Below are 25,877 nucleotides of genomic sequence, written 5' to 3'. Positions count from 1 at the left end.
ATCAATGGACCATCAGGCTGGAGGAAGGTAGGGGTTGGGCGATCCAGGCTTCAAACGCAGCGGCCGTCAATGGCCGGCTGATCAGATAACCCTGCGCCGTGTCGCACTGCCAGCGCTCAAGCAGGCGCAGGCTGCGCGCGTACTCGACGCCTTCGGCGACCACTTTCAGGCCAAGGTTATGGCTCATCTCAATGGTGGAACGCACGATCACGGCGTCTTCACTGGTTTCATCGAGGTCGCGCACAAACGACTGGTCGATTTTCAATTCCTGAACCGGCAACCGCTTGAGGTGCGCCAGCGACGAATAACCCGTCCCGAAGTCATCAATTGAAAGGCTGATGCCGCATTCGCGCAGACGGTGCAGAACGTCAAGCGCATGTTCCGGTTCACGCATGACCGCGCTTTCCGTGATCTCGAAGATCAGTTGTTCGGCAGGGACACGGTATTGCTTGAGCAACACAGACACACGGTCAACCAAATCATGGCTGAGCAGGTCTTCGGCCGAAATGTTCAGCGACACCTGTAGCTGCAACCCACGCCCGGACCACTCGGCAATCTGGCGCATGGTGTCTTCAATGACCCAGTTGGTCAGCAACTGAATGCTGCCGGTGCGCTCGGCCAACTCGATGAATTCTGCGGGCGAAACCAGACCCAACTGAGGATGCTGCCAACGTAACAGCGCTTCGGCCTGACGTACCCGCCCCAGACGAATATCCAGCTTGGGCTGATAATGCAGAACCAACTCGTTATTGGCCGCTGCATGGCGCAGGTCACGAATCAAACGAATCTGGCGCTGGTGAGCCACGTCGCGACCCTGCTGATAAACCTGCAAACGCCCAGGCAATTGCGCGGCATCTTGCCTGGCGATAGCGGCGCGACTGAGCAATTCCTGCGGCGCGTCGCCGTCGGTGGGATACGCCGCGATGCCGACGCAGCAGTCCAGCGTAATCTCGTGGCCGCCTATCTTCTGTGGTTCGATCAACAACTGTTGCAGGGTATCGGCCATGGCCACCGCGCCATCGCTGCCGGTATTTTCCAACAACAGCAAAAATTCGTTGGCCGTCAGCCGAGCCACGGTATCGCCCGGACGCAACGCCGCCTGCAACCGTGCACCGGCCTGTTGCAGCATCTGATCGACACCTTCAACACCACAGCTTTCGTTGATGGCCCGATAGTTATCGATGCCCAGGTACAACAGCGCCACCGAACGCTCTGCCGCAATTGCACTGCCCAGGCGCTCCATCGCCAGCGCCCTGTTGGGCAAACCGGTGAGGGCGTCATGCAGCGCGTTGTGCGCCAATTGCTGCTCGCGTTCGGCGATGCCGCTCTGCATCGAGTTGAATGCACTGGCCAGCAACCCCAATTCATCGCTGCGCTTCAGGGCCACGGGGGTCTGATAATCACCCTCGCCAATGCGCTCGGCCGCCCGTGCCAAGGCACGCACCGGCAACGAGACACTTCGCGCCAGCAACAGCGCGCCAACCAATGAAGCCAGCAACGCCGCAAGGGCGATCCAGAAGAGTTTCTCGTCGAGCGGAGCAAAGGCCTGCATGGCCTTATCGAGCGGGCTTTGCAGCAAAGCAATCACTTGCCCGTCACTGCCATCCCCGGTGTTGACCAACAATGACTGACTGAGGAAACGCGCGCTCTGGTGTTCCGTCATGCGCATATGCCGATCCTGAGAGGGATCAAGCATGAGCGCGTTCAGGCTGGCATACAGCGAATCCGGCTGAGTACTGACCATTTTCCCCGGCTGCTGATTTTCAACCGCGAGGAAGGACACTTCCAGCCCGCTCAGCGAGCGTAGTTCCTGGGCAAAACCACTGTCCATCGCAAAACCCATGACCACGCGACCGATCGGCAACGGCGCTAGCACGGTGCTTTCCACCAGAAGATGCGGTTTGCCTTGCGCCGGGACGATCAACATCGTTTGATTCTTGCGCCGGGCCTCGCGCAGCGCTGTGTCGTAGCGGAACTGGCTGCCCTCAGGCACTTGGGCCACGGTACTGGCCATGACCTTGCCATCCATGCTGAGCAGGAACATGTCACTGGCATTGATCCGCGCGCCATGGTTGCGCAACACCGAGCGAATGGTCGCAGATTCACCGCTGGCCACCGCATCGCGAAAGCCGAAATCCGCCGCCAGCAGTTGCACGCCGTCACGCAACTGCCGACCACGGATCTCCAGCAGCCGCTCGAACACCCGTGTGCCGACTTTCAATTGTTCCTCAGCCTGAGTGTGTACCGCGCCGTTCGTTGCAGCTTTAACCGAAAAATACACAGCGCCCACTACCACAAGGGGCAGGAGGATCAGCACGCAGGCGATGCGCGCCTGAAAACTACCGCGCAGTTTCATTCGTACGCTGCTTTATGAAAGGCCTCGCCGAACTCACTGGGCACCGGAGAAGGCATGTCCCGCGCTTTGGGTCGCACGATCAGGCTGAAACGCTGTTGAATGCCTGTGGCCTGCACGTCGATTTCACCACCGGATTGTGGCTGCATATCAACAGATTGCGGATGCCACAGGGTCACTCTGTAGCGCCCGACGGGCAATTGGTCGAGTTTCAGGCTGCCATCATCATCGCTGACCGCGAACCACGGGTCATCAGTGACATAGACGTAACCCAGCATCCAGTCATGGATATTGCAGCCGAGCACCACCACGCCGGGCTTGTCGAACAACACCGGCTGCGAGGGCGTGCCTTCGTATAAACGCAATTCAAAACGTTTAGTGGGGGAGAAAGAGTAAACCTGATGGCGAATGTTATCGCTGTTGGGGAAAGCAATCTGGGTACCGGTATGGACTGCCAACACATACGGCGCGAACTGTTTGTCACGCTGGTCCATATCTGCTTTTGGTGCAACAAATGGCTTACCCAAGGGCCCTTGCAGGGTCAGCACCGCATCGTCCAACGGTTTGCCCTGTTGGTCGACGATAACGGCGTCAAGAGTCGCCGCCGACGCCCATACACTGAAAAATACCGACAGCCCCGCAAGAGCACTCGCTAGAACAGCCGAAGGTAGAACGTTAGACATACTGTCTCCCACTTGTAACGGTAGAGCCGATTAAAGTGCGCCAGCCTTGGCAACAACATGCGGCGTACCCTTATTAGTTGGCGACAGGGAGAAAGTCGCGCGCAACGAAGGCCCTTGGCCATCATTCTGACAGGATTACCCAAGATTATCGACACATGGCACGGCAACCCAAGCTCGACCGAATCTATTTGTACTCGCCATTGAAACCCTTGCTGCTGCGCCCCATCTAAACCCCATGTTCAATTGTGCAGGTGCCCCATGAGCGACCAGCAAGCAGACTCACAAAATTTGTCAGATGACGTTACTGCCGAGCACAACATAAACCAGGGATCGACCAACACCAGCCTGGCCCTTCCGGGGCAAAACCTCCCGGACAAGGTCTACATCATCCCGATCCACAACCGCCCGTTCTTCCCGGCTCAAGTGCTGCCAGTGATTGTCAACGAAGAGCCCTGGGCCGAGACTCTGGAGTTGGTCAGCAAGTCGGACCATCATTCACTGGCGCTGTTTTTCATGGACACGCCCCCCGACGACCCCCGCCATTTCGACACCAATGCCCTGCCTGAATACGGCACGCTGGTAAAGGTCCACCACGCCAGCCGCGAGAACGGCAAACTGCAATTCGTGGCCCAGGGTCTGAGTCGGGTACGTATTCGTACCTGGCTCAAGCACCATCGCCCGCCGTATCTGGTGGAAGTCGAGTACCCGCATCAACCCAATGAGACGACCGACGAGGTCAAGGCCTATGGCATGGCCCTGATCAACGCGATCAAGGAACTGCTGCCGCTCAACCCCCTGTACAGCGAAGAGCTGAAAAACTATCTGAACCGCTTCAGCCCTAACGATCCGTCGCCGCTCACCGATTTCGCTGCGGCGCTGACCTCGGCCACCGGCGTCGAACTGCAAGAAGTCCTCGATTGCGTCCCCATGCTCAAACGCATGGGCAAAGTCCTGCCTATGCTGCGCAAGGAAGTCGAAGTCGCACGTCTGCAGAAAGAAATCTCCGCTGAAGTGAACCGCAAGATCGGTGAACACCAACGCGAATTCTTCCTTAAAGAGCAGCTCAAAGTGATCCAGCAAGAGCTGGGGTTGAGCAAGGATGATCGCAGCGCTGACATCGAGCAGTTCGAGCAGCGCCTGGAGGGCAAAACCCTGCCGCCTCAGGCTCGCAAACGAATTGACGAAGAAATCAACAAGCTCTCGATACTGGAAACCGGCTCACCGGAATACGCGGTGACGCGCAACTATCTGGATTGGGCCAGTTCGGTGCCGTGGGGCGTTTACGGCAAGGACAAGCTCGACCTGAAGCACGCGCGCAAAGTGCTGGATCAGCACCATGCGGGCCTGGATGACATCAAGAGCCGGATCCTCGAGTTCCTCGCGGTTGGCGCTTACAAGGGTGAGATCAGCGGCTCCATCGTCTTACTGGTCGGTCCGCCGGGCGTGGGCAAAACCAGCGTGGGCCGCTCGATTGCCGAATCACTGGGTCGGCCGTTCTATCGGTTCAGCGTCGGCGGTATGCGCGACGAGGCTGAGATCAAGGGCCACCGTCGCACGTACATCGGCGCGCAACCGGGCAAACTGGTCCAGGCGCTCAAAGACGTCGAAGTGATGAACCCGGTGATCATGCTCGATGAGATCGACAAGATGGGCCAGAGCTACCAGGGCGACCCCGCCTCGGCGCTGCTGGAAACCCTCGACCCGGAACAGAACGTAGAATTCCTCGATCACTACCTGGACCTGCGTCTGGACCTGTCGAAAGTCCTGTTCATCTGCACCGCCAACACCCTGGATTCAATCCCTGGCCCATTGATCGACCGAATGGAAGTGATTCGCCTGTCTGGCTATATCACCGAAGAAAAGGTCGCCATCGCCAAACGCCACCTGTGGCCTAAGCAGTTGGAAAAGGCGGGTGTGGCCAAGAGCAGCCTGTCCATCAGTGACACTGCGCTGCGGGCCGTCATCGATGGATATGCCCGTGAAGCCGGGGTCCGGCAGTTGGAGAAACAACTGGGCAAGCTGGTGCGCAAGTCCGTGGTCAAGCTGCTGGATGAGCCGAAAGCGGTGATCAAGATCGCGCCCAAAGACCTGGAAGCCTCGCTGGGCATGCCGGTATTTCGTAACGAACAAGTGCTGTCAGGCACCGGCGTCATTACCGGTCTGGCGTGGACCAGCATGGGCGGCGCCACATTGCCGATCGAGGCGACCCGAATCCACACGCTTAACCGCGGCTTCAAACTCACCGGGCAACTGGGGGACGTGATGAAAGAGTCGGCGGAAATCGCCTACAGCTACATCAGCGCGAACCTGGCGCAATTCGGTGGCGATCCGCGTTTCTTCGACGAGGCTTTCGTGCACGTGCATGTGCCCGAAGGCGCGACGCCTAAAGACGGCCCAAGCGCCGGGGTGACCATGGCCAGCGCCTTGCTGTCCCTGGCCCGCAATCAAGCGCCGAAAAAAGGCGTGGCCATGACCGGAGAACTGACACTGACCGGGCATGTACTGCCGATTGGTGGCGTGCGGGAAAAGGTCATCGCGGCGCGTCGACAGAAGATCCACGAACTGATTTTGCCTGAGCCAAACCGTGGCAACTTCGAAGAACTGCCCGACTACCTCAAGGAAGGCATCACCGTACACTTCGCCAAACGCTTTGCCGACGTGGCGAAGGTGTTGTTCTAAGAGACCGCGTCACACCTTTCGCCAACACGTGGGTTCCTACAGAGAATCGTGACCCTCTGTAGGAACCCACGTGTTGGCGAGGCGGCGTCATGAACGCCCCTGCCTTAGCATCTCCCCCATCTTCAGTTATGCTCCTTGTTCGTTGTATACGACTGGAGCCTCCATGACTGCTGTCCGCCTGCTCGTCCCGCTGAGCCTTGTCCTGCTTGCTGCCTGTGCGCAACAACCACGGCAAATCGTCTCCGTTGAAAAGCAAAGCCAGTGCCCGTTGAAGCTGAAAACCGGGCAAACCTTGATCCTGACCCTGCCCAGCACACCCACTACAGGTTATCGCTGGAAGGTGCAGTCCCCTGCGCCGGGCGTGCTGCGCAGCCTGGGGCCGGAGGTTTATAGCAACCCGGAAGAGGTAGGGCTTGTGGGGAGCGCCGGGCAATCGGTATGGCGCTATCAGGCTGCCAACGCCGGAGATGGGCAGCTATTGATGATGTATCAACAGCCGTGGGCGCCTGAAGTGGCGCCTGTTGAGACGTTCAATTGTGCGATCTCGGTTAACTGAGGGTCAGCGCCGACATTAGCGAAGGCCCTGATGCGACCCGTCTGACAGGACACATCGCATCCTGAGCGCAAACTGGCTAAAATGCCGGCCTTTTCGCCCTCTCCGCTGGAACCGCCGTGAGCAAAGAACCCGACCGCATTTTCGCCCAGCCCCTGGCCCAAGTGCCGGACTTCGCCTTTAACGAGGACGTGGTGCGGGTGTTTCCGGACATGATCAAGCGTTCGGTACCGGGCTACCCGACTATTGTCGAGAACCTGGGTGTGCTTGCGGCGCAATTCGCCCAGCCCCATAGCGTGTTGTATGACCTGGGCAGTTCGCTCGGTGCCGTCACCCAATCATTACGCCGCCACGTGCGCAGTGAAGGCTGTCGCGTGATCGCTGTGGATAACTCGAGCGCGATGGTTGAACGCTGCCGCGAATACCTGAAAGCTCAAGACTCGATGTTCCAGGAGTTGCTGCCGGTCGAGGTCATTGAGGGCGATATTCTTGCCCTGCAGTTCCAGCCCGCGTCGGTGGTGGCGCTGAACTTCACCCTGCAATTCATTGCCCCGGAACAACGGTTGGCTTTGCTCGGTCGCATCCGCCAGGCGCTGGTGCCCGGTGGTGCGCTGATCCTGTCGGAAAAACTGCGCTTCGACGATGAGCAGGAACACGCGCTGTTGACTGATCTACACGTCGCGTTCAAGCGCGCCAATGGCTACAGCGATCTGGAAATTGCCCAAAAACGTAGCGCTATCGAAAACGTAATGAAGCCCGATAGCCTCGAAGAACACCGCGAACGTTTGCTGGCCGCCGGCTTCTCCAAGGTGGTCCCATGGTTTCAATGCCTTAACTTTGCCTCGTTGATTGCCCTGCCATGATTGATCTCGCTCCTCTGGCCCGCCGCTTGGCGGGCACCCCTCTGGCTGAATGGGCCAATGGCCTGCAAGCGCAACTCGATGCCAAAATGACCAAGAGTCACGGCGACCTGCAACGCTGGCAAAGCGCGCTGGAGGCCCTGCCTGAACTGGTGCCGACACGCATCGACCTGGTTGAAAGCTTCACCCTTGATAACGACTGCGATGCCGAAACGCGGGTGCAGTTGCACAAAGCGCTGATGGGCCTGTCGCCTTGGCGCAAAGGGCCGTTCGATGTATTTGGTGTGCATGTCGACACCGAATGGCGCTCGGACTGGAAATGGTCGCGGGTATCGCCGCACCTCGATTTAAAGGGCAAGCGCGTACTGGATGTCGGTTGCGGCAACGGCTATTACCAATGGCGGATGCTCGGCGCCGGGGCCGACAGTGTGATCGGTGTAGACCCGAACTGGCTGTTCTTCTGCCAGTTCCAGGCGATCCAGCGCTACCTGCCCGATCTGCCCGCCTGGCACCTGCCATTCGCCCTGGAAGACCTGCCGGCTAATCTCGAAGGCTTCGATACTGTATTTTCCATGGGTGTGCTCTATCACCGGCGCTCGCCCATCGACCATTTGCTGGCGTTGAAAGACTGCCTGGTCAAAGGCGGAGAGCTGGTGCTGGAAACCTTGGTGGTGGAAGGCGACGTGCAGCAAGTGCTGGTGCCCGAAGACCGTTACGCGCAAATGCGCAACGTCTGGTTCCTGCCGTCGGTACCGGCCCTTGAGTTATGGCTGCGACGTGCCGGATTTGTTGACGTGCGTTGTGTGGACGTCAGCATCACCACCGTCGAGGAACAGCGCGGCACCGACTGGATGCGCTTTCAGTCACTGAGCGACTACCTCGACCCGGCCGACCACAGCCGCACGGTGGAAGGCCTGCCCGCCCCGATGCGTGCAGTGATCGTGGCGCGCAAGCCCTAACAGCTTCGCAGGCAGGCCTGCTCTCATCAAACAACAGATAGTCATTTGAAATAGAACAGCATTTGTAGGAGCGCGCTTGCCCGCGATGGAGCGCGAAGCGGTCCCAAAACGCTGAATACGGTTTTCACTGGTAGAGTCGAGCGAGCTGATTTACGACTGCTGCGGTCGAGCGCGACTCAGAAGCGATCGCGGCGGAACGCGTAGTTGCAAGCGCGCTCCTACAGCTTGCTACGCGACAGCTTGCTACGCGACAGCGCAGCGTCGAAGACACAAGCAGGCTTGCAACTACGCGTCCCGCTGCGAATGGCTTGACGCGGTCAACCCTTGGCAGCCGCCGCTAATATCAACGCCTTCATCTCCGCTACAGCCGATTTGAAACCGACGAACAGGGCATGAGCCACCAACGCGTGGCCGATGTTCAGTTCGTTGATGCCCTTGATCGCCGCCACCGCCTCAACGTTGTGGTAGTGCAAGCCATGACCGGCATTGACGATCAAGCCTTGGGCCAGACCAAACGCCACGCCGTCAGCGATGCGTTTCAGTTCTTCCGCGACTTCGCTCGGTGTTTGCGCGTCGGCATAACGGCCGGTGTGCAGTTCGATGGCGGGCGCACCTATGCGTTTCGATGCCGCTATCTGCCGCTCATCAGGATCGATGAACAGCGATACTTCACAGCCGACTTTCGCCAGACGGTCCACCGCAGCCTTGATCCGCGCTTCCTGACCGGCAACGTCCAGACCGCCTTCGGTGGTCAGTTCCTGCCGTGTTTCCGGGACCAGACAGATATGTGCCGGACGCAGACGCTCGGCGAACGCGAGCATTTCTTCGGTGACGCCCATTTCGAAGTTCATGCGCGTTTGCAGCACATCCTTGAGCAACAGTACGTCGCGCTCCTGAATATGCCGACGGTCTTCACGCAAGTGCACGGTGATGCCATCGGCACCCGCCTCTTCAGCATCCAGCGCTGCTTTCACCGGGTCCGGGTAGCGAGTACCACGGGCCTGACGCAGGGTGGCGACATGGTCGATGTTCACGCCAAGAAGAATGCGAGTGCTATGGGTCACGGATCTCTCCTAGAAATTTGATCAAAACAGACCGCGCAAGCATAAAGCTTGCTCACGGCTTGCGAAACAGTTCACGGCTGACTAACGGGCGACCGCCAAGGTGCACGGCCAACGCCTGGCGCATCAATCGCTTGGCTGCTGCCAAGGCCCCTGTGGCGCTCCAGTCGGCTTCAGCCATGGCCAACAGCTCAGCCCCCTGAAACAGCCCCGGCTGCAACAACCATACTCGCTCCAGGCCCGCATCCACTTGCAAGCGATACAAGCCGTCGGCTTCCACCGGATCGCCGTTGATGTCGGCGTCCAGATCGAAGCCGTAGCCCAGATCATCGAGCAGCCGCCATTCAAAGGAGCGCAACAGGGGTTCGAGTGGCCGACCTTCAGCCAGTGCCAGCAAAGTGGCGGCGTAGTGATCGAAAACAGCAGGGTGAGGATCTTCGGCGGGCAGCAGGCGGATCAGCAACTCATTCAGATAAAGACCGCTGAACAACGCTTCACCCACCAGCCAGGTGGAAAGGCCTGCGCTTTCCATGCGCCCGACGTTTTTCAGTTCGCCGCGCCCACGAAACTCGATTTCAAGCGGGACAAAGGGACGCGCCAGGGTGCCTGCCTTGCCGCGAGCGCTGCGTAACACGGCTCGCAATCGGCCTTGCGGGGTAAGGAAATCGACCAATGCGCTGCTTTCGCGGTACGCCCGGCTGTGCAGCACATAAGCAAGTTGGCCGGTGGGCGTGCTCATCGTTCAGGCAGGCTCGCAGATCGCAGCAGTAGGAAGGGCATAGCGAGGAAAAGGTGCAGCGTTGCCCGGTGATCGGCGGCGAGGCGGCCAATCACCAGGCTTATGAGGCTTACAGGTCGCCGTAGCCCAACGAACGCAGGGCGCGCTCGTCATCGGACCAGCCGCCTTTGACCTTGACCCACAGGTTGAGCATGACCTTGGAGTCAAACAGCAACTCCATGTCCCGGCGTGCGTCCGTGCCGATACGTTTGATCCGCTCACCCTTGTCGCCAATGATGATTTTTTTCTGGCCGTCACGCTCGACCAGAATCAGCGCGTGGATGTGCAGGGTCTTGCCCTGCTGCTTGAACTCTTCGATTTCCACGGTGATCTGGTACGGCAACTCGGCACCGAGCTGACGCATGATCTTCTCGCGGACCAGCTCGGCGGCCAGGAAACGGCTGCTGCGGTCGGTGATTTGATCTTCCGGGAAGAAGTGATCGTTTTCCGGCAAATGGGCGGCGATCAGGCCTTCAAGCGCTTCGAGGTTATGACCCTGCTGAGCAGAGATCGGCACGATCTGCGCGTTCGGCAACTGGCCTTGCAGCCACTCCAGATGCGGCATCAGCGCGGCTTTGTCTTCGAGGCGGTCAGTCTTGTTGATCGCGAGAATCACTGGGCCCTGCACGTATTGCACGCGTTCGAGGACCATCTGGTCTTCATCGGTCCAACGGGTACGGTCAACCACGAAAATCACCACGTCGACGTCTTTCAACGCGGCCGAAGCAGTCTTGTTCATGTAACGGTTGAGCGCTTTCTCGCCGTTCTTGTGCATGCCGGGGGTATCGACGTAGACCGCCTGTACCGTGCCTTCGGTCTTGATACCGAGCATGTTATGGCGAGTGGTCTGCGGCTTGCGCGACGTGATCGCCAGTTTTTGCCCAAGGATGTGGTTCAGCAGCGTGGACTTGCCCACGTTGGGCCGGCCAACAATGGCAACATAGCCACAGCGTGTTGCAGTTGAATCAGTCATGGCCGTTCTCCACGCCAAGGGCAATGAGTGCTGCGGCCGCTGCTACCTGTTCGGCAATACGACGGCTGACACCCTGACCCCGGCTTTTTTCATTCAATAAGTTGATCTCGCACTCGACGAAAAACGTTCGGCAGTGCGGCTCGCCCTGGATATCCACCACTTCGTAACGCGGCAGGTCACAGGCACGCGACTGGAGAAACTCCTGCAGTCGGGTTTTAGGATCTTTGTTGGTGTCGACGAGGGTCAGGCTGTCGAACTCGGTGGTCAGCCAGGCCAACACACGCTCACGCGCCATGTCCATACCGGCATCCAGGTAGATCGCACCGATCAGCGCTTCCAGGGCATCGGCCAGAATCGATTCGCGGCGAAAACCACCGCTTTTCAATTCGCCGGAGCCAAGGCGCAAGTACTCGCCCAAGTCGAAACCACGGGCCAGCAGGGCCAGTGTCTCACCCTTCACCAACCGCGCCCGCAAGCGCGACAACTGGCCTTCGCGCGCCAGAGGGAAGCGGTCGAACAAGGCTTCCCCGGCGACGAAGTTCAGAATGGCATCACCGAGGAATTCCAGACGCTCGTTATTGCGCCCGGCAAAACTACGGTGAGTCAGGGCCAGAATCATCAGTTCCTGGTCTTTAAAGGTATAGCCGAGCTGACGCTCCAGGCGACTCAAGGAAACGCTCACGGTTTGCTCACGCTGAATTCGTGGTCGAACTTGACCACCACATCGATGTTCTGGATCAGTGGTTCACGATTTTCGTATTTCAAATGGGCGAGAAACTTGTTGTTCTCCACCGTCACACTTAACGCCTTGTTCAAATCCAAATCCCGAATGCTGTTGACCTGCATGCCTTTACTGACATGGCTGTAAAATTCGCTGACCGTTGTAATTTCCAGCGTTTTGTCGGTTTCGACCGAGCTAATGATTTTCTTCATCGACATGTAGTCGAGGTAATGCGGAATCAGTTTAAAGGCCGAGCTTGCCGCAAACGCGACCAAAGCCAAAGCCAGCAACCACCCCACGAACGACAAGCCTTTCTGCGAACCGGCAGGTGTCATGTTCGACCTCAAGCGTAGCTGTTCTATGGTGCCGGCAAGGTTGGTGTTCCATTGCCATCGTTTCAACGCAGCCCAAATGACGTACGGCGCTGTTGAGTACAGCGCCGCATTGGCTACTTGATCAGACCAACCCGCGAGAAGTTCGGCAGGTGGCTCAGTTTCGGCTCAGGCCAGCTCATCCAGACAGCAAAGGCCTTGCCGACGATGTTCTTGTCGGGAACCATGCCCAGCTCATCCTTGGGAATGTTTGGATCATCCCAGAAACGGCTGTCGTTCGAGTTGTCCCGGTTGTCACCCATCATGAAGTAGTGCCCGGCCGGCACAGTCCATTCATGATCTGGCGGCGCACGGTAGCGGCTCATCTCCTGGCGAATCTGGTGTTCAACGGCGCCAAGCTTCTCAAGATAAAGATCCGCGCTGCCCAAGGTCCCCGGCTCGGAGCCAATCAGCTGCTTGGCCACCAAATCACCGTTGACGAACAGACGCTTGTCGCTGGTGTAACGGATCTGATCACCTGGCAAACCGACCACACGCTTGATGTAGTTGACGGTCGGGTCGCTTGGGTAACGGAACACCATCACATCGCCGCGTTGAGGATCACCGATCCGAATCACTTTCTGATCCAACACTGGCAGGCGAATACCGTAGGAGAACTTGTTCACCAGGATGAAGTCACCCACATCCAGCGTTGGCTTCATCGACCCCGAAGGGATCTGGAAGGGCTCGACCAGAAATGAGCGCAGCACCAGCACGATAAACAGCACCGGAAAGAACGATTTGCCGTATTCAACCAGCAAAGGCTCTTTGTCCAGGCGTTCCAATACCGCGACATCCGGCTGGCTGACGCTGCCCTGATAAGTCGCGATGGCCGTCCGCCGGCGTGGTGCCAGAATGAGCAGATCGAGCAATGCAAGTGAACCGCATACGACGACAGCGATGACCAACAACAGCGGGAAATTTAGTGACATAGGACCTAACTATCCAACCTGAGCACTGCAAGGAAGGCTTCCTGTGGAATTTCCACGTTGCCCACTTGCTTCATGCGTTTTTTACCGGCCTTTTGCTTCTCGAGCAGTTTACGCTTACGGCTGGCATCGCCGCCGTAACATTTGGCCAGTACGTTCTTTCTGAGCGCCTTGACGGATGTACGTGCGATAACCTGACCACCAATGGCGGCCTGGATTGCCACGTCGAACATCTGCCGCGGGATCAGTTCTTTCATCTTTTCGGTCAACGCACGACCTTTAGAGTTCGCGGTATCGCGGTGCACGATCAACGCCAGAGCGTCGACTTTTTCACCGTTGATCAATACATCGAGCTTGACCAGATTTGCTGACTGATAACGGTTGAAATGGTAGTCCAGAGACGCATAACCACGGCTCACCGACTTGAGACGGTCGAAGAAGTCCAGGACCACTTCGTTCATCGGCAGGTCATAGGTCACCTGTACCTGAGTCCCCAGGAACAACATGTCGTGCTGCACACCACGTTTTTCGATGCACAGTGTAATGACGTTGCCCAGGTGCTCTTGCGGCACAAGAATATTGGCCCGCACGATCGGCTCGCGCATGTCTTCGATCACGGACTGATCTGGAAGCTTGGACGGGTTGTCGACGTGAATCGTTTCACCGTTCTTCAACAGTAATTCAAAAATTACCGTTGGCGCGGTGGTGATCAGGTCCAGATCGTACTCGCGTTCCAGACGCTCCTGGATGATCTCCATGTGGAGCATGCCCAGGAATCCGCAACGGAAGCCGAAACCCAGTGCGTCGGAGCTTTCTGGCGAGTATTGCAGGGACGAGTCGTTGAGCGTCAGCTTTTGCAGCGCTTCGCGGAAGTCTTCGAAGTCATCCGAGCTGACCGGGAACAGACCGGCATACACCTGCGGCTGAACACGCTTGAAGCCTGGCAGTACGTCCACGTCGGGCGTAGTGTTCAGGGTCAGGGTGTCGCCGACAGGGGCGCCGTGAATATCCTTGATACCCGCGATGATGAAGCCTACTTCACCGGCTTTCAGGTCAACAGTCTGCGTGTGCTTGGGAGAGAAAACACCCACGCTGTCGACCAAATGCACCTTGCCGGTGGACTTGACCAGGATTTTGTCGCCCTTGCGTACGCAACCGTGGCGTACACGCACCAGCGAGACAACGCCCAGGTAGTTGTCGAACCAGGAATCGATGATCAACGCTTGCAGCGGGTCTTCGATGTTGCCGGTCGGCGCAGGAATCGTGTGAACCAGACGCTCAAGCACTTCGTCGACGCCCAGACCGGTCTTGGCCGAGCATGCAACCGCGTCGGTGGCATCGATACCGATGATTTTCTCGATCTCTTCCTTGACGCGGTCCGGGTCGGCCTGCGGCAAGTCGATCTTGTTGAGTACCGGCATGACCTCAAGGCCCTGCTCGATAGCGGTGTAGCAGTTGGCGACGGACTGAGCCTCGACCCCTTGACCCGCATCGACAACCAACAGCGCGCCTTCGCAGGCGGCCAGAGACCGGCTGACTTCATAGGTGAAGTCTACGTGGCCTGGGGTGTCGATGAAGTTCAACTGGTAGGTTTTGCCGTCCAGCGCTTTGTAATACAGGGTAACGCTATGGGCCTTGATGGTGATGCCGCGTTCGCGTTCCAGGTCCATGGAATCGAGGACTTGAGCTTCCATTTCGCGCTCGGACAAGCCACCGCACATCTGAATGAAGCGGTCGGCCAGCGTCGACTTGCCATGGTCAATGTGGGCGATGATGGAGAAATTGCGGATATGACTCAAATCACTCACGGATCAACACTCAAAAAGGTTGCAGGCAGATTGCCCGCCGAAAAATAGCCGGGAATTGTACCTGATGGAAGACTGGGGCGTCACGTTCGCAGGCCACACCAGCGGTCAGTAACCGCATTCTCTGGACGACAGGCGCAAAAAAGGGCGGTGATCACCGCCCTTTTCGTCACGCCAATCTGTTAATCGGCCAATTTGAAGGTGATGAAGCTCGCTCGACCCTGACGCAGAACGCGCATGGACACGGAACGATTCTTCGGCAACTCCTTGGCAACCTCAGTGAAGTTCTTGGCCGACGTGATCGCCTGATTGTTCAGGTGCGTGATCACATCGCCCGGTTGCAAGCCGATCAAGGCCGCAGGACCGTCCTGCACTTCCTTGATGACCACGCCACCCTTGAGGTCGTAGCTTTTTTTCTGTTCAGCGGTCAGTTCGACCACCGACACACCCAGACGATTGCTGCTGCGCTCGACGCCAGAATCCGGAACATCCATTTCCTGGCCTTCTTCGGGCAGCGCGCCGATGGTCACGGTCAAGTTTTTACGCTTGCCATCACGGATCACTTCCAGATCGGCCTTGCTGCCGTCTTTCAGATTGCCGACCAGATGCGGCAAATCGGCAGACATCACAATCGGCTGACCATTGGCACTGAGGATAACGTCACCCACCTGCACGCCGCCTTTCGCGGCCGGACCGTTTTCCAACACCTGAGCCACCAGCGCACCGGCCGGCTTATCAAGACCGAAGGACTCAGCCAGGTCTTTGTTGACCTCCTGAATCACCACGCCCAGCCAGCCACGATTGACCTTGCCGCCCGCTTTCAACTGGTTCGCGACATCCATCGCGACGTCGATCGGGATGGCAAACGACAAGCCCATGAAACCACCGGAGCGGGTGAATATCTGGGAGTTGATCCCGACCACTTCGCCAGACATGTTAAACAGCGGGCCGCCGGAGTTACCCGGGTTGATCGCCACGTCGGTCTGGATAAACGGTACATAAGTATCGTTCGGCAGGCTGCGGCCCTTGGCGCTGACGATACCCTTGGTTACCGAGTGATCGAAGCCGAAGGGCGAACCGATGGCCAGCACCCACTCACCGACTTTCAGTTTTTCGGAGTTGCCAATCTTGACGATCGGCAGGTCTTTGCCTTCGATCTTCAGGACCGCGACATCCGTGCGAGGATCTGTGCCGATCAATTTGGCCTTCAACTCGCTGCGGTCGGAAAGACGCACGAGAATCTCATCCGCGCCGTCGATGACATGGTTGTTGGTCAACACATAACCGTCGGCAGAAATAATAAAGCCGGAGCCCAGAGACTGGGTTTCGCGCTGGCGATCACCTTTGGGCGTGCGTTGCCCCTTGGGTATGTTGCGCTCAAAAAACTCGCGAAGCTGCGGTGGCAGCCCTTCCAGGTCCGGCATTTGATTGCTCACGGTGGAGCGCTCAGGCATTTTCTGGCGGGTACTGATGTTCACCACGGCGGGCGAGGCTTGCACAACCAGATCGGTGAAGTCAGGCAAGGCTTCCGCTTGCGCGGCGGCCATCTGGCCCAGTATCAGGACTGCGGTGACAATTGACAGATAAGACTTCAAGCGTGGAATCAACATACGGCTCCCGTTCACAACGAGCATGGTTAAACAGTACGGACCAAGTGGCCCGAGGAGCATGGGCACATCACAAGCAACCGCTGCGCGTCTCCTCGGGGCATTTTTTTACCCCAGAAACGACGAAGGCCAAAGCTGCCAAGCCATGACCTATAAAAAAAATCGAAGTTTTTTGCAACCTGGAAGTATCACCAAACATGTCAGCATCTCGGCCGCAAGACAAGCACAGGCTTGCCTCGCAGAGAAAACAGCCGGGCATGAACGTCTCTCATTCCAGGCACCGCCTCCTGCTCTCGCTTACCCAGCCGTTCACTTGGTGACCTGCCTGGTTTGGTCATCCACGCTGCGCATCGAGAGCGCAATCCGCTCTGCGGTACCTATCGGTATCTCTCCCACCACCGTGACCATGGCGTCTCCGACAGCTGTCGTCACCCGACGCGATACTGCCACTGTCGGACCGAGCTGGGTTCGGATATCAGTAACAGCAGCCCCGTTCAATGGCTCGATAAAAACCGAGAATCGTGCAAGACCGTCGTCGTACATCAAGCTGGTCACCAAAGCCTTGGTAACGGGGTCCTTGCGCGCTGCGCTGCTGCTCAACTCGAAGCCGTCCGGCAACCAGTCAGAGCGCCACGTGGAAGGCGTATTGGGGGCGTCATCCTTGGTTTTGACCATCTGTACCGGCTTGCAATCAGAACTGACTTCAAGCATTTGATCGGTTGGGACGTCCCGGGTATCAAGCTCGGTAAACTGGAAGCGCTCGAGCAATTGACCTTTGTCGTTCAACAGCAACGATTTCAAAGGCAATGCTGTTTCGCTGTCCAGGTGCAATTCGACGCCGTAGCGGTGTTGATCTCGAGGCGTCATCGAAACGATGATCGCATTACGACCCGCGACCCGCGATTTCCCGACGACTTTCATGTCATACCAGGCAGACAGTTTTTTCGAGTCAAGAGCCCGTGCCGACGAATCGCGCACATTGGCCACACCCGGTACAAGCGTGCCGCTGACGCATTGGGTAACCCCATCGACCCGCAGCACTTCCTGTGCAGAACCATCCAGCTGGAGCAGATGCTCACGAACTTTGCCATCAATCACACGATGCCAAATACGATGGGTAGAGAAACTACCGTTACGCTCGTAAACGAAAGTGCCTTGGAAACTTTGTGTTTGCTCAGCCTGCGCAAGACGCTTGAGCATGTCTTGCGCGTCATCGGCATGCGCTGGAAGAACCAGCCATCCACCGAGTAGAAGCGGTAATAGAGGGATGGCGCGCATGATCCTCCTTAACGGTTTTCCAGGCTGGCAGCACGAGCATATGGCAGGGCGCTTTCAGTGCCCTTCAAAGCGGCTTGCTGAGCATGTTGACGCAGATAGCCTGGCAGACGCTGATCATGCCAGCCAGCCTGACCTTGCAAAACACCACTGGCCATCGGACCCGGGGCTTGCTCGGCGCTTTCATTATAGCCGGCCAATACTGCTGGGCCTTTTACTTGTGGGACCGACAGATTCGCTGGCTGAGCGGCTTGCTGAGCCAATTCGACACCCGCGATATTGTCCTGATTGTACAAACGTACACCGGCCAATACAGCAACGGTTACCGATGCGGCAACTGCCAGGCGACCCAAGCTGCGCCAAGGGCTACGGCTTGCTTTCAGCGGAGTGACTTCGTCGGCAATCGCAGCAGAAACAGCCGCCGAGATATCCAGATGAGGCAGTAACAAGTCTTTGTGCATGGCTGCACGGGCAACTTGATAACGCGACCATGTGGCACGTGTATCCGCATCGCCGAAGGCATTCAATACCCGGCGCAATTCCAATTCGTCCGCTTCGTTATCCATCACCGCGGACAGCGATTCCTGCAGGGCTTCACGACTCATGGCGGTTCCTCTCTTGGCTATCGCCGCTGTCTCAGGAGTCCTGCAACAAGGGTTGCAGGGCTTTGTCTATGGCTTCCCGAGCGCGGAAAATGCGAGAGCGCACGGTACCCACCGGACACTGCATGACGCTCGCAATGTCCTCGTAACTCAGACCATCGAATTCACGTAAAGTTAGGGCTGTCCGCAAATCTTCTGGAAGTAACTGGATAGTTCGATGGACAGTGCCCTCGATCTCATCCCTCAACAATGCGCGCTCTGGCGACTCGATATCCTTGAGGCCATGATCGCCATCGTAGAACTCCGCGTCTTCAGACCTTACATCGCTATCGGGTGGTCGCCGACCGCGCGACACCAAATAGTTTTTTGCCGTATTAATAGCGATGCGGTACAGCCATGTATAAAAGGCGCTGTCGCCGCGGAAATTACCCAGTGCACGATAAGCCTTGATAAAGGCCTCCTGTGCAACATCCTGCGCTTCATGGGTGTCGTGCACGAATCGCACGATCAAACCAAGAATCTTGTGCTGGTATTTCAGCACGAGCAGATCAAAAGCTCGCTTGTCGCCGCGTTGTACGCGCTCGACCAGCTGCTGATCTTCTTCCTGGGTCAACATGAACGCTCCTCATTGAAGCTGAAGGAGTGTTGCATCAACCCTTGAACAGGCTTGCAAACATAGACTCGGGCTTTGCGCAAAAGTTCTCCCCTCTCAGCAAGTTTCCTGCGGGCAGTCATTAGACCCGCACGAAAAACGCAGCCCGGACATGGCCGGCTGCGTGAATAATCTTGTCGTCGAATACGCGCGTGGTGGAAGCTGCTTTTGACCCCCCGCAAATACCCAACATGTTCCTTTATGGGCAACCTGCTATTGAGCCCGGGCGTGCATGAAAAGTTCCCTGGTTTCGCGCTCAGGTGTAAGAAGCTCACGGCGGCTCTCGAGTAAACGCTGATTCCGCCCTGAAACAATCGCAACACCGACCCTTTCGCAGGGAAAACGGTATGCATCATCGTTCCGACTGGAGCACAATCCCAGCCCGCCGTGGTTTCACAATGCCATAAAGGCGAGGCTATTGTGCCGATCCACCCCTCTATATACTAGTGGCCGCCAAGCTCGGAATTCAGACATGAGCCAACATTTTCAACACGACGTCCTGGTGATTGGCAGCGGTGCCGCAGGGCTGAGCCTTGCGCTAACTTTACCGAGCCATTTACGTGTTGCCGTTTTGAGCAAGGGCGACCTGGCCAGCGGCTCGACATTCTGGGCCCAGGGCGGTGTTGCGGCCGTGCTGGACGACACCGACACCGTGCAATCCCACGTCGAAGACACCCTCAATGCAGGCGGTGGCCTGTGCCATGAAGACGCCGTGCGCTTCACCGTCGAGCACAGCCGCGAGGCCATTCAGTGGCTGATCGACCAAGGCGTGCCGTTTACTCGCGATGACCAGTCAACCACGGAAGACGGCGGTTTCGAGTTTCACCTGACCCGAGAAGGTGGCCACAGCCATCGGCGCATCATCCACGCTGCCGATGCGACAGGCGCTGCGATTTTCAAAACCCTGCTCGCGCAAGCCCGGCTCAGGCCCAACATTGAGCTACTGGAACAGCGCGTCGCGGTCGACCTGATCACCGAACGTCGTTTGGGTCTGGACGGTCAACGCTGCCTGGGCGCCTACGTGCTCAATCGCGCCACCGGCGAAGTCGACACCTACGGCGCGCGCTTTACCGCACTGGCGTCCGGTGGCGCGGCAAAGGTTTACCTGTACACCAGCAACCCCGACGGGGCCTGCGGTGACGGCATCGCGATGGCTTGGCGCTCCGGTTGCCGGGTGGCAAATCTGGAATTCAACCAGTTCCACCCGACCTGCCTGTATCACCCACAAGCCAAAAGCTTTCTGGTAACCGAAGCCCTGCGCGGAGAAGGCGCCTGGCTAAAACTGCCGAACGGCGAGCGCTTCATGCAACGCTTCGATCCTCGGGCCGAACTGGCGCCGCGAGACATCGTAGCCCGCGCTATCGACCATGAAATGAAGCGTCTGGGCGTTGATTGCGTCTACCTGGACATCAGCCATAAACCGGCAGAATTCATCAAGACCCATTTCCCGACGGTCTACGAGCGCTGCCTTGAGTTTTCCATCGACATCACCAAGCAGCCGATCCCGGTGGTGCCGGCCGCGCATTACACGTGTGGCGGCGTGATGGTCAACGAACAGAGCCGCACCGACGTGCCGGGCCTTTATGCCATCGGCGAAACCAGTTTCACCGGCCTGCACGGCGCCAACCGCATGGCCAGTAATTCGTTGCTGGAATGCTTCGTCTATGCCCGCTCTGCCGCAGCCGACATCATCGAGCAACTGCCCAATGTGCCCCTCCCTGAAGGACTGCCTACCTGGGATGCCAGCCAGGTCACCGACTCCGACGAAGACGTGATCATCGCCCACAACTGGGATGAGTTGCGGCGGTTCATGTGGGACTACGTGGGTATCGTGCGCACCAATAAGCGCTTGCAGCGCGCCCAGCATCGGGTTCGCTTGCTGCTGGACGAGATCGACGAGTTCTACAGCAACTACCGAGTGAGCAGAGACTTGATTGAATTGAGGAACCTTGCTCAGGTAGCCGAACTGATGATCAGATCAGCGATAGAACGCAAGGAGTCTCGGGGTCTGCACTACACGCTGGACTATCCAGAGATGCTGCCAGAGGCCCTGGACACTATTCTGGTGCCGCCCACCTACGTCGGCTGAACTTCAACCGCACGCGCAAACGCCGGTGTACTTCCGGCGCCAGCGCGTCGTGTGGAATGCACACACTGCGCACTCGCCGTCCGGCGACGCCTGACGCTCCTGCCAGACGAAAACGCAGCACCACCGCCAAGGGCAGCGCCAGGCTGTCTCGACGCAACTGCACCGCCTTCCAGCCTGAACGAGCACTCCACAGCTGCCAGCCGTCGGCATCACGGCGTAAACCGGTAAACGCCGACGAGCTGCTCAGCAAAATGAAGCGCGGCAGCGCCCAGCCCCCATGAATCAGGCACAGCAATACACCGAGCGCGCCTGCCCAGTCGGGGACATCAAGAAAATATAACGAAACCAGGGCCAACGCCTGAGCGATCAGATAAGCCGTCAGCAGGAGCCGTGAGGCCTGCCAACGGCATTCGAAACGATCACTTCGGCTGGACACGATCCAGAATCATGCGAACCATGCGCTGCAGCTCCGGATCTTCAGATTCGGCGCGCTGCATGAACCAGCCGAACATATCCTGATCTTCACACGTCAGCAATTTGCGATAAAGATCGCGATCTTCGGCGTTAAGGGTGGGATAAACCTCCCTTACAAAAGGTACCAGCAACACGTCCAGCTCAAGCATGCCACGACGGCTGTGCCAATAAAGCCGGTTGAGTTCAACGTCATCGACCATGGAGCGCTCCTCAAATAGGCGGCAAGTATACAGGCGCAGTTCCAGAAGACGCACTGCGCTTTGGTCGCAGCAGTTTTCAACGACGTGTGATCACGCCTGTACCCATTCTGCGGACACGGCACTATCATGGGGCCCAGACTTTTTACTCTGCGATGACCAATGGCCGACTCAGCTTTTTTCTGCACGCTGTCCCACGAGGGCATTCTCGCCGTCCGCGGCCCTGACGCCAGCAAATTCCTACAGGGCCAATTGAGCTGCAATCTCAATTACCTGAACGACACCACCGCGACCCTGGGTGCACGCTGCACGCAGAAAGGCCGCATGCAATCGAGCTTTCGCATTCTGCTTGAAGGCGATGGTTGCCTGCTGGCAATGGCGTCTGAACTGATTGAGCCGCAGTTGGCTGATTTAAAGAAATATGCGGTGTTCTCCAAATCAAAACTGACCGACGAAAGCCCTGCCTGGGTCCGTTTCGGCCTCAGCAACGGCGACGACGCACTGAAGAGCCTGGGTCTGGACGTACCACACGCGTCAGACAGCGTGGCACGGGCCGATAGCCTGATCGCCATTCGCGTATCCCCGGCCCGCGCCGAACTGTGGGTGCCAGCCGATCAGGCCGAAAACGTCCAGGCTCGTCTTGCCACGCAACTGCCTCAGGGCACATTGAATGACTGGCTGCTGGGTCAGATTCGCGCCGGTATCGGTCAAGTGCTGGGCGGTACTCGGGAAACCTTCATTCCGCAGATGATCAACCTGCAAGCCGTGGGCGGCGTGAGCTTCAAGAAAGGCTGCTACACCGGCCAGGAAATCGTCGCGCGCATGCAGTACCTGGGCAAACTCAAGCGACGGCTGTATCGCTTGACCCTGACTGGCGCTGAAATCCCCGAGCCTGGCACGCCACTGTTCTCGCCGGTTCATGCCAGCGCCGTAGGCGAAGTCGTGATTGCCGCGCAGGCAACCCACGGCATCGAACTGTTGGCGGTATTGCAGGCCGATGCAGTGGAGGACGGCAATATCCGACTCGGCGCCCTGGAAGGCCCGGCGCTGCTGTTGACCGACCTGCCTTATACATTGGACGCCAAGCTCGAAACCCAGCGCTGATCGCGGCGAGTACTCTCTTCCCCGCTCAAACCAAAAACCCGGAAAATCCCCCCAAGCGCTGATAGAGCGCTTGGGGCTCGGATCACGCAATACCAAGAGATTCGACATGAGCGACATGGCTGACAACGTGCAAGCGGACTTGATCAAGGCGATCAATAACGATGCGCTGTTTCTGCCAACACTGCCGGAAGTTGCGCTGAAAATTCGTCTCGCCGCCGAAAATCCTGACATCAGCGTCAGCGAACTGAGCAAGGTGATCGGCGGCGACACCGCGCTTTCAGCACGCCTGATCAAAGTAGTGAACAGCCCGCAGATGCGCGCCAGTATCGAGGTCAGCGACCTGCACACCGCCATCACCCGGCTGGGGATCAATTACAGCTGCAATCTGGCGATCGGACTGGTAGTGGAGCAGATGTTCCAGGCCAAATCCAAGGTGGTAGAGCGCAAGATGCGCGATATCTGGAAACAAAGCCTGCAAGTGGCGGGTATCAGCTACAAGCTGTGCCGCACCTACTCGAAGCTTAAACCGGATCAAGCGACCTTGGCGGGCATGGTGCACCTGATTGGCGTACTGCCAATCCTGACGTACGCCGAAGACCATTACGAGCTGCTCTCGGACTCCGTCAGCCTCAACCATGTGATCGAGCATATTCACCCGATTATCGGCGAAAAACTGCTCATCAGCTGGGAGTTCCCGGAGCCGCTCGCCAAGGTGCCGGGGCAATTCCAGGATTTCACCCGCCAATCGGAGTGTGCCGATTACGTCGATCTGGTGCAGATTGCAACGGTGCACAGCTACCACGGCACCAGCCATCCTTACGCTGAAATTGAACTGAGCAGCTTGCCTGCCTTCGCCCGGCTGGGTCTGGACCTTGGTGATGGCCGCCTTGTTTCCGAAATGAATGAAGCCATGAACATGCTCTATTGAGCGCCGTTTTGAACGGGGACAAAACTCACCCGCACCTTCAAACCGCCTTCGGCACCGTCATGCAGGCTGATCTGCGCCAGATGTGCGCGACAGATCTCGCCGACAATCGCCAAACCCAAGCCTGACCCCGCACCCTGTTGATGACGCCGATAGAAGCGTTCAAACACCCGCTCACGCTCTGCTTCGGGGATCCCGGGGCCGTCGTCCTCGACTTCAAGGATGCAGGGCGCCCTCACCCGCAGAATCACGTTGCCACCTGACGGCGTATGCGCCAGGGCGTTATCCACCAGATTACTCAGCAATTCGTTGAGCAATGTCGGCTCGCCGCGCAGCCACACAGGGTCTTCGGCCTCCAGCGCCAACGCAACACCACGCGCATGGGCCAGCGGCGCCATCGCCATGCCCAACTCGCGAGCCAGTTGGCTCAAGTCGAGCAACTGGGCGCCCCCTTCAGCAATCGCCCGCGCACCGTTTTCGATACGCGCCAGAGACAGTAATTGATTGGCCAGATGCGTCAGACGATCAGTGCCCTGCGCAGCTGATTCCAGGGTGGTGCGCCAGTTTGCCGGATCGGTATCACGCAACCCCAGCTCGATGCGCGCCTTGAGCGCGGCTAACGGTGTGCGTAACTCATGGGCGGCATCCGCGATGAATTGCGCCTGACGCTCAAACTGCACGCGCAGGCGTTCGGTGAAGTGATTGAGCGCACCCACCAGCGGGCGCAACTCACGCTGGACTTCCACCAGCGGCAACGCGCTAAGATCGTCCGGCTGGCGCTCTTCGACCGCAGTGCGCAAACGCTCCAGCGGGCGCAACGCGGCACTGACGGTGAACCATACCAACACCAATGCGCCCATGCCGAGCATGCCCAGACGCAATAACGTGTCAGCCATCAGGCTGCGCGCCATACGCACCCGGGCTTCCTCCGTCTCGGCCACGCGAATTTCGGCCATGCCGTTCATGTTAGGTTCGCTGACGGGCTTGAGCAGGCTGACCACCCGTACGTCCTGCCCCTGATACCGCCCATTGTAAAAGCTCGCCAGCGCCGGATAGTCATCCGTGCGCAGGGTGCCCGGCGGCGGCGCGGGAAGGTTTTCATAGCCAGAGATCAGCTTCTTGTTGATGTCGTTGACCTGGTAATAGATCCGCCCCGCACTGTCATACGCAAAGGTGTCCAGCGCGACATAGGGCACATCGGCGCTCAAACCGCCGTCGCGCTGCGAAAGCCCGGCAGCAATGGTTCGCGCCGACGCCAGCAAGGTTCGGTCATAGGCGGTGTCGGCCACTTCGCGACCATTCCAGTAAGCGCTCAAGCCGCTGGCCAGCATCAATACGGTGAGCAGCAGACCCAGGTTCCACAACAACCGCCAGCGCAGGCTGCTGTGGGCGAGCAGCCTAAGCATCACGGCTTTCCAGCAAGTAACCAAGACCGCGGAACGTGACGATGCCGACAGGCTGACCATCAAGCTTTTTGCGCAGGCGGTGCACGTAGATTTCAATGGCATCGGGGCTGGCGTCTTCATCAAGGCCGAACACTTGCGACGCCAATTGTTCTTTACTCATCACCCGGCCAGGTCGGGCGATCAGCGCCTCAAGCACTGCCTGCTCACGAGACGTGAGGGCCAACAGCTCCTCGCCAAGGGTGAAGCGCCGAGTGTCGAGGTCATAGACCAGCACCCCGCAACGCTGCTGGCGTTCGCCGCCGAGCACGCTACGGCGGAGCAACGCCTTGACCCGTGCTTCCAGCTCGGTAAGTTCAAAGGGTTTGGCCAAATAGTCATCGGCACCCAGATTGAGGCCATGCACACGGTCTTTGACATCGCTACGCGCGGTCAGCATCAGCACCGGCAGATTCTTGCCTCGGGCACGCAAGCGGCCCAACACGTCAAAACCGTCCATGCGTGGCAAGCCCACGTCCAGAATCGCGACCGCGTATTCCTCAGTGCTCAAGGCCAGATCGGCGGCCACTCCATCGTGCAGAACGTCCACGGTCAACCCCATATTTTTAAGGGCTTGAGCCACGCTTTCAGCTAATTGCAGATGGTCTTCGACGAGAAGAACACGCATCGACTTCTCCAGATTCTTGGGCTTATAGGGCCCGGAGTTTACAGCCGCATCGCTGACTGTGAAGCACAGAAAAAAATCAACGGCGGCTGAAAGACCGCTGAAAGGTTAGTGAAAGCTTCACCTTCTAGCATCGAACTGCGGTGGGTAATGCCTGCCG

The 25,877-nt window shown here is 58.2% G+C and carries 24 protein-coding genes; 7 read left to right on the top strand and 17 right to left on the bottom strand.

Annotated features, from left to right (window positions below):
- Position 1: 1 nt before the first annotated feature.
- Both AC1MEA_RS12390 and AC1MEA_RS12385 read right to left on the bottom strand, forming a co-directional pair.
- Positions 2–2,356 (bottom strand): bifunctional diguanylate cyclase/phosphodiesterase, encoded by a 2,355-nt coding sequence (locus AC1MEA_RS12390; RefSeq protein ID WP_480918005.1) that lies wholly within the window; start codon positions 2,354–2,356, stop codon positions 2–4.
- Positions 2,353–3,036, bottom strand: coding sequence for a methylamine utilization protein (locus AC1MEA_RS12385; protein WP_449634642.1), 684 nt, complete (start codon positions 3,034–3,036; stop codon positions 2,353–2,355). The genes AC1MEA_RS12390 and AC1MEA_RS12385 overlap by 4 nt, the downstream gene beginning before the upstream one ends.
- A gap of 288 nt (positions 3,037–3,324) precedes the next feature.
- Here AC1MEA_RS12385 and lon point away from each other — a divergent pair, with 288 nt between their 5' ends.
- The 4 genes from lon to cmoB all read left to right on the top strand — a co-directional run bounded on the left by lon (position 3,325) and on the right by cmoB (position 8,087).
- Complete coding sequence (gene lon, locus AC1MEA_RS12380) at positions 3,325–5,715, top strand: endopeptidase La (RefSeq protein WP_480918135.1); 2,391 nt, start codon at positions 3,325–3,327, stop codon at positions 5,713–5,715.
- Positions 5,716–5,878: 163 nt separating this feature from the next.
- The gene (locus tag AC1MEA_RS12375) at positions 5,879–6,271 is read left to right on the top strand and encodes a protease inhibitor I42 family protein (RefSeq protein ID WP_480918004.1); all 393 of its coding nucleotides are present in this window, start codon (positions 5,879–5,881) and stop codon (positions 6,269–6,271) included.
- Positions 6,272–6,387: 116 nt separating this feature from the next.
- A complete protein-coding gene (gene cmoA, locus AC1MEA_RS12370) occupies positions 6,388–7,131 on the top strand; it encodes a carboxy-S-adenosyl-L-methionine synthase CmoA (protein WP_480918003.1) in 744 nt (247 codons plus the stop codon).
- Positions 7,128–8,087 (top strand): tRNA 5-methoxyuridine(34)/uridine 5-oxyacetic acid(34) synthase CmoB, encoded by a 960-nt coding sequence (cmoB, locus tag AC1MEA_RS12365; protein WP_219062096.1) that lies wholly within the window; start codon positions 7,128–7,130, stop codon positions 8,085–8,087. Before cmoA ends, cmoB begins: the two co-directional genes overlap by 4 nt.
- 317 nt (positions 8,088–8,404) lie before the next feature.
- Here cmoB and pdxJ read toward each other — a convergent pair whose 3' ends face one another.
- From pdxJ to rpoE, 11 genes are all read right to left on the bottom strand, one after another.
- Positions 8,405–9,151, bottom strand: a complete 747-nt coding sequence (gene pdxJ / locus AC1MEA_RS12360; RefSeq protein WP_480435888.1) for a pyridoxine 5'-phosphate synthase — start codon at positions 9,149–9,151, stop codon at positions 8,405–8,407.
- Positions 9,152–9,203: 52 nt separating this feature from the next.
- Complete coding sequence (recO, locus tag AC1MEA_RS12355) at positions 9,204–9,887, bottom strand: DNA repair protein RecO (protein WP_219062098.1); 684 nt, start codon at positions 9,885–9,887, stop codon at positions 9,204–9,206.
- A 109-nt stretch (positions 9,888–9,996) separates the two neighbouring features.
- Complete coding sequence (gene era / locus AC1MEA_RS12350) at positions 9,997–10,899, bottom strand: GTPase Era (protein WP_219062099.1); 903 nt, start codon at positions 10,897–10,899, stop codon at positions 9,997–9,999.
- Positions 10,892–11,581: a ribonuclease III gene (gene rnc / locus AC1MEA_RS12345; protein WP_219062100.1), complete on the bottom strand. Its 690-nt coding sequence runs from the start codon at positions 11,579–11,581 to the stop codon at positions 10,892–10,894. Before rnc ends, era begins: the two co-directional genes overlap by 8 nt.
- Positions 11,578–11,955: a DUF4845 domain-containing protein gene (locus AC1MEA_RS12340; RefSeq protein ID WP_480918002.1), complete on the bottom strand. Its 378-nt coding sequence runs from the start codon at positions 11,953–11,955 to the stop codon at positions 11,578–11,580. The genes rnc and AC1MEA_RS12340 overlap by 4 nt, the downstream gene beginning before the upstream one ends.
- 113 nt (positions 11,956–12,068) lie before the next feature.
- The gene (gene lepB / locus AC1MEA_RS12335; protein ID WP_449634639.1) at positions 12,069–12,923 is read right to left on the bottom strand and encodes a signal peptidase I; all 855 of its coding nucleotides are present in this window, start codon (positions 12,921–12,923) and stop codon (positions 12,069–12,071) included.
- A gap of 5 nt (positions 12,924–12,928) precedes the next feature.
- The gene (gene lepA / locus AC1MEA_RS12330; protein WP_219062103.1) at positions 12,929–14,728 is read right to left on the bottom strand and encodes a translation elongation factor 4; all 1,800 of its coding nucleotides are present in this window, start codon (positions 14,726–14,728) and stop codon (positions 12,929–12,931) included.
- A 179-nt stretch (positions 14,729–14,907) separates the two neighbouring features.
- Positions 14,908–16,272 carry a DegQ family serine endoprotease gene (locus AC1MEA_RS12325; RefSeq protein WP_480918134.1) on the bottom strand — a complete coding sequence of 455 codons (1,365 nt, stop codon included), beginning with the start codon at positions 16,270–16,272 and terminating at the stop codon, positions 14,908–14,910.
- Positions 16,273–16,641: 369 nt separating this feature from the next.
- Positions 16,642–17,610, bottom strand: coding sequence for a MucB/RseB C-terminal domain-containing protein (locus AC1MEA_RS12320; protein ID WP_480918001.1), 969 nt, complete (start codon positions 17,608–17,610; stop codon positions 16,642–16,644).
- A gap of 8 nt (positions 17,611–17,618) precedes the next feature.
- Complete coding sequence (locus AC1MEA_RS12315; protein ID WP_480918000.1) at positions 17,619–18,212, bottom strand: anti sigma-E factor RseA C-terminal domain-containing protein; 594 nt, start codon at positions 18,210–18,212, stop codon at positions 17,619–17,621.
- A 31-nt stretch (positions 18,213–18,243) separates the two neighbouring features.
- Positions 18,244–18,825 carry an RNA polymerase sigma factor RpoE/AlgU gene (gene rpoE, locus AC1MEA_RS12310; RefSeq protein WP_219062107.1) on the bottom strand — a complete coding sequence of 194 codons (582 nt, stop codon included), beginning with the start codon at positions 18,823–18,825 and terminating at the stop codon, positions 18,244–18,246.
- 508 nt (positions 18,826–19,333) lie between these two features.
- Here rpoE and nadB point away from each other — a divergent pair.
- Entirely contained in the window at positions 19,334–20,950 is a 1,617-nt protein-coding gene (nadB, locus tag AC1MEA_RS12305; RefSeq protein ID WP_480917999.1) for an L-aspartate oxidase, read from the top strand.
- Here the strand turns inward: nadB and AC1MEA_RS12300 are convergent.
- Together AC1MEA_RS12300 and AC1MEA_RS12295 are read right to left on the bottom strand one after the other, a co-directional pair.
- Positions 20,919–21,386, bottom strand: a complete 468-nt coding sequence (locus AC1MEA_RS12300; RefSeq protein WP_449634636.1) for a protein YgfX — start codon at positions 21,384–21,386, stop codon at positions 20,919–20,921. The two genes, nadB and AC1MEA_RS12300, sit on opposite strands and share 32 nt — an antisense overlap.
- On the bottom strand, positions 21,370–21,624 hold the full coding sequence (locus AC1MEA_RS12295) for an FAD assembly factor SdhE (protein WP_219062110.1): 255 nt from the start codon (positions 21,622–21,624) through the stop codon (positions 21,370–21,372). Before AC1MEA_RS12295 ends, AC1MEA_RS12300 begins: the two co-directional genes overlap by 17 nt.
- A 159-nt stretch (positions 21,625–21,783) precedes the next feature.
- Between AC1MEA_RS12295 and ygfZ the strand changes: the two genes are divergently transcribed.
- Positions 21,784–22,725 (top strand): CAF17-like 4Fe-4S cluster assembly/insertion protein YgfZ, encoded by a 942-nt coding sequence (gene ygfZ / locus AC1MEA_RS12290; protein ID WP_480917998.1) that lies wholly within the window; start codon positions 21,784–21,786, stop codon positions 22,723–22,725.
- Positions 22,726–22,831: 106 nt separating this feature from the next.
- On the top strand, positions 22,832–23,653 hold the full coding sequence (locus AC1MEA_RS12285) for an HDOD domain-containing protein (protein WP_480917997.1): 822 nt from the start codon (positions 22,832–22,834) through the stop codon (positions 23,651–23,653).
- On the opposite strand, the gene AC1MEA_RS12280 is transcribed toward AC1MEA_RS12285, so the two are convergent.
- Both AC1MEA_RS12280 and AC1MEA_RS12275 read right to left on the bottom strand, forming a co-directional pair.
- Positions 23,647–25,056 carry a sensor histidine kinase gene (locus AC1MEA_RS12280; protein ID WP_480917996.1) on the bottom strand — a complete coding sequence of 470 codons (1,410 nt, stop codon included), beginning with the start codon at positions 25,054–25,056 and terminating at the stop codon, positions 23,647–23,649. The two genes, AC1MEA_RS12285 and AC1MEA_RS12280, sit on opposite strands and share 7 nt — an antisense overlap.
- Positions 25,049–25,720 carry a response regulator gene (locus AC1MEA_RS12275; RefSeq protein ID WP_449634634.1) on the bottom strand — a complete coding sequence of 224 codons (672 nt, stop codon included), beginning with the start codon at positions 25,718–25,720 and terminating at the stop codon, positions 25,049–25,051. The genes AC1MEA_RS12280 and AC1MEA_RS12275 overlap by 8 nt, the downstream gene beginning before the upstream one ends.
- Positions 25,721–25,877 lie beyond the last annotated feature (157 nt).

The organism is Pseudomonas sp. ASL8, assembly GCF_056680355.1.
This window is presented reverse-complemented; position numbering and strand designations above follow the sequence as displayed.

Excerpts from the sequence above, each read along its gene's own strand:
- AC1MEA_RS12390 (WP_480918005.1), bottom strand. The coding sequence starts at position 2,356 with ATGAAACTGCGCGGTAGTTTTCAGGCGCGCATCGCCTGCGTGCTGATC.
- AC1MEA_RS12385 (WP_449634642.1), bottom strand. The coding sequence starts at position 3,036 with ATGTCTAACGTTCTACCTTCGGCTGTTCTAGCGAGTGCTCTTGCGGGG.
- AC1MEA_RS12375 (WP_480918004.1), top strand. The coding sequence starts at position 5,879 with ATGACTGCTGTCCGCCTGCTCGTCCCGCTGAGCCTTGTCCTGCTTGCT.
- cmoB (WP_219062096.1), top strand. The coding sequence starts at position 7,128 with ATGATTGATCTCGCTCCTCTGGCCCGCCGCTTGGCGGGCACCCCTCTG.
- recO (WP_219062098.1), bottom strand. The coding sequence starts at position 9,887 with ATGAGCACGCCCACCGGCCAACTTGCTTATGTGCTGCACAGCCGGGCG.
- era (WP_219062099.1), bottom strand. The coding sequence starts at position 10,899 with ATGACTGATTCAACTGCAACACGCTGTGGCTATGTTGCCATTGTTGGC.
- AC1MEA_RS12340 (WP_480918002.1), bottom strand. The coding sequence starts at position 11,955 with ATGACACCTGCCGGTTCGCAGAAAGGCTTGTCGTTCGTGGGGTGGTTG.
- lepB (WP_449634639.1), bottom strand. The coding sequence starts at position 12,923 with ATGTCACTAAATTTCCCGCTGTTGTTGGTCATCGCTGTCGTCGTATGC.
- AC1MEA_RS12325 (WP_480918134.1), bottom strand. The coding sequence starts at position 16,272 with ATGGCCGCCGCGCAAGCGGAAGCCTTGCCTGACTTCACCGATCTGGTT.
- AC1MEA_RS12320 (WP_480918001.1), bottom strand. The coding sequence starts at position 17,610 with ATGCGCGCCATCCCTCTATTACCGCTTCTACTCGGTGGATGGCTGGTT.
- AC1MEA_RS12315 (WP_480918000.1), bottom strand. The coding sequence starts at position 18,212 with ATGAGTCGTGAAGCCCTGCAGGAATCGCTGTCCGCGGTGATGGATAAC.
- rpoE (WP_219062107.1), bottom strand. The coding sequence starts at position 18,825 with ATGTTGACCCAGGAAGAAGATCAGCAGCTGGTCGAGCGCGTACAACGC.
- nadB (WP_480917999.1), top strand. The coding sequence starts at position 19,334 with ATGAGCCAACATTTTCAACACGACGTCCTGGTGATTGGCAGCGGTGCC.
- AC1MEA_RS12295 (WP_219062110.1), bottom strand. The coding sequence starts at position 21,624 with ATGGTCGATGACGTTGAACTCAACCGGCTTTATTGGCACAGCCGTCGT.
- ygfZ (WP_480917998.1), top strand. The coding sequence starts at position 21,784 with ATGGCCGACTCAGCTTTTTTCTGCACGCTGTCCCACGAGGGCATTCTC.
- AC1MEA_RS12285 (WP_480917997.1), top strand. The coding sequence starts at position 22,832 with ATGAGCGACATGGCTGACAACGTGCAAGCGGACTTGATCAAGGCGATC.
- AC1MEA_RS12280 (WP_480917996.1), bottom strand. The coding sequence starts at position 25,056 with ATGCTTAGGCTGCTCGCCCACAGCAGCCTGCGCTGGCGGTTGTTGTGG.
- AC1MEA_RS12275 (WP_449634634.1), bottom strand. The coding sequence starts at position 25,720 with ATGCGTGTTCTTCTCGTCGAAGACCATCTGCAATTAGCTGAAAGCGTG.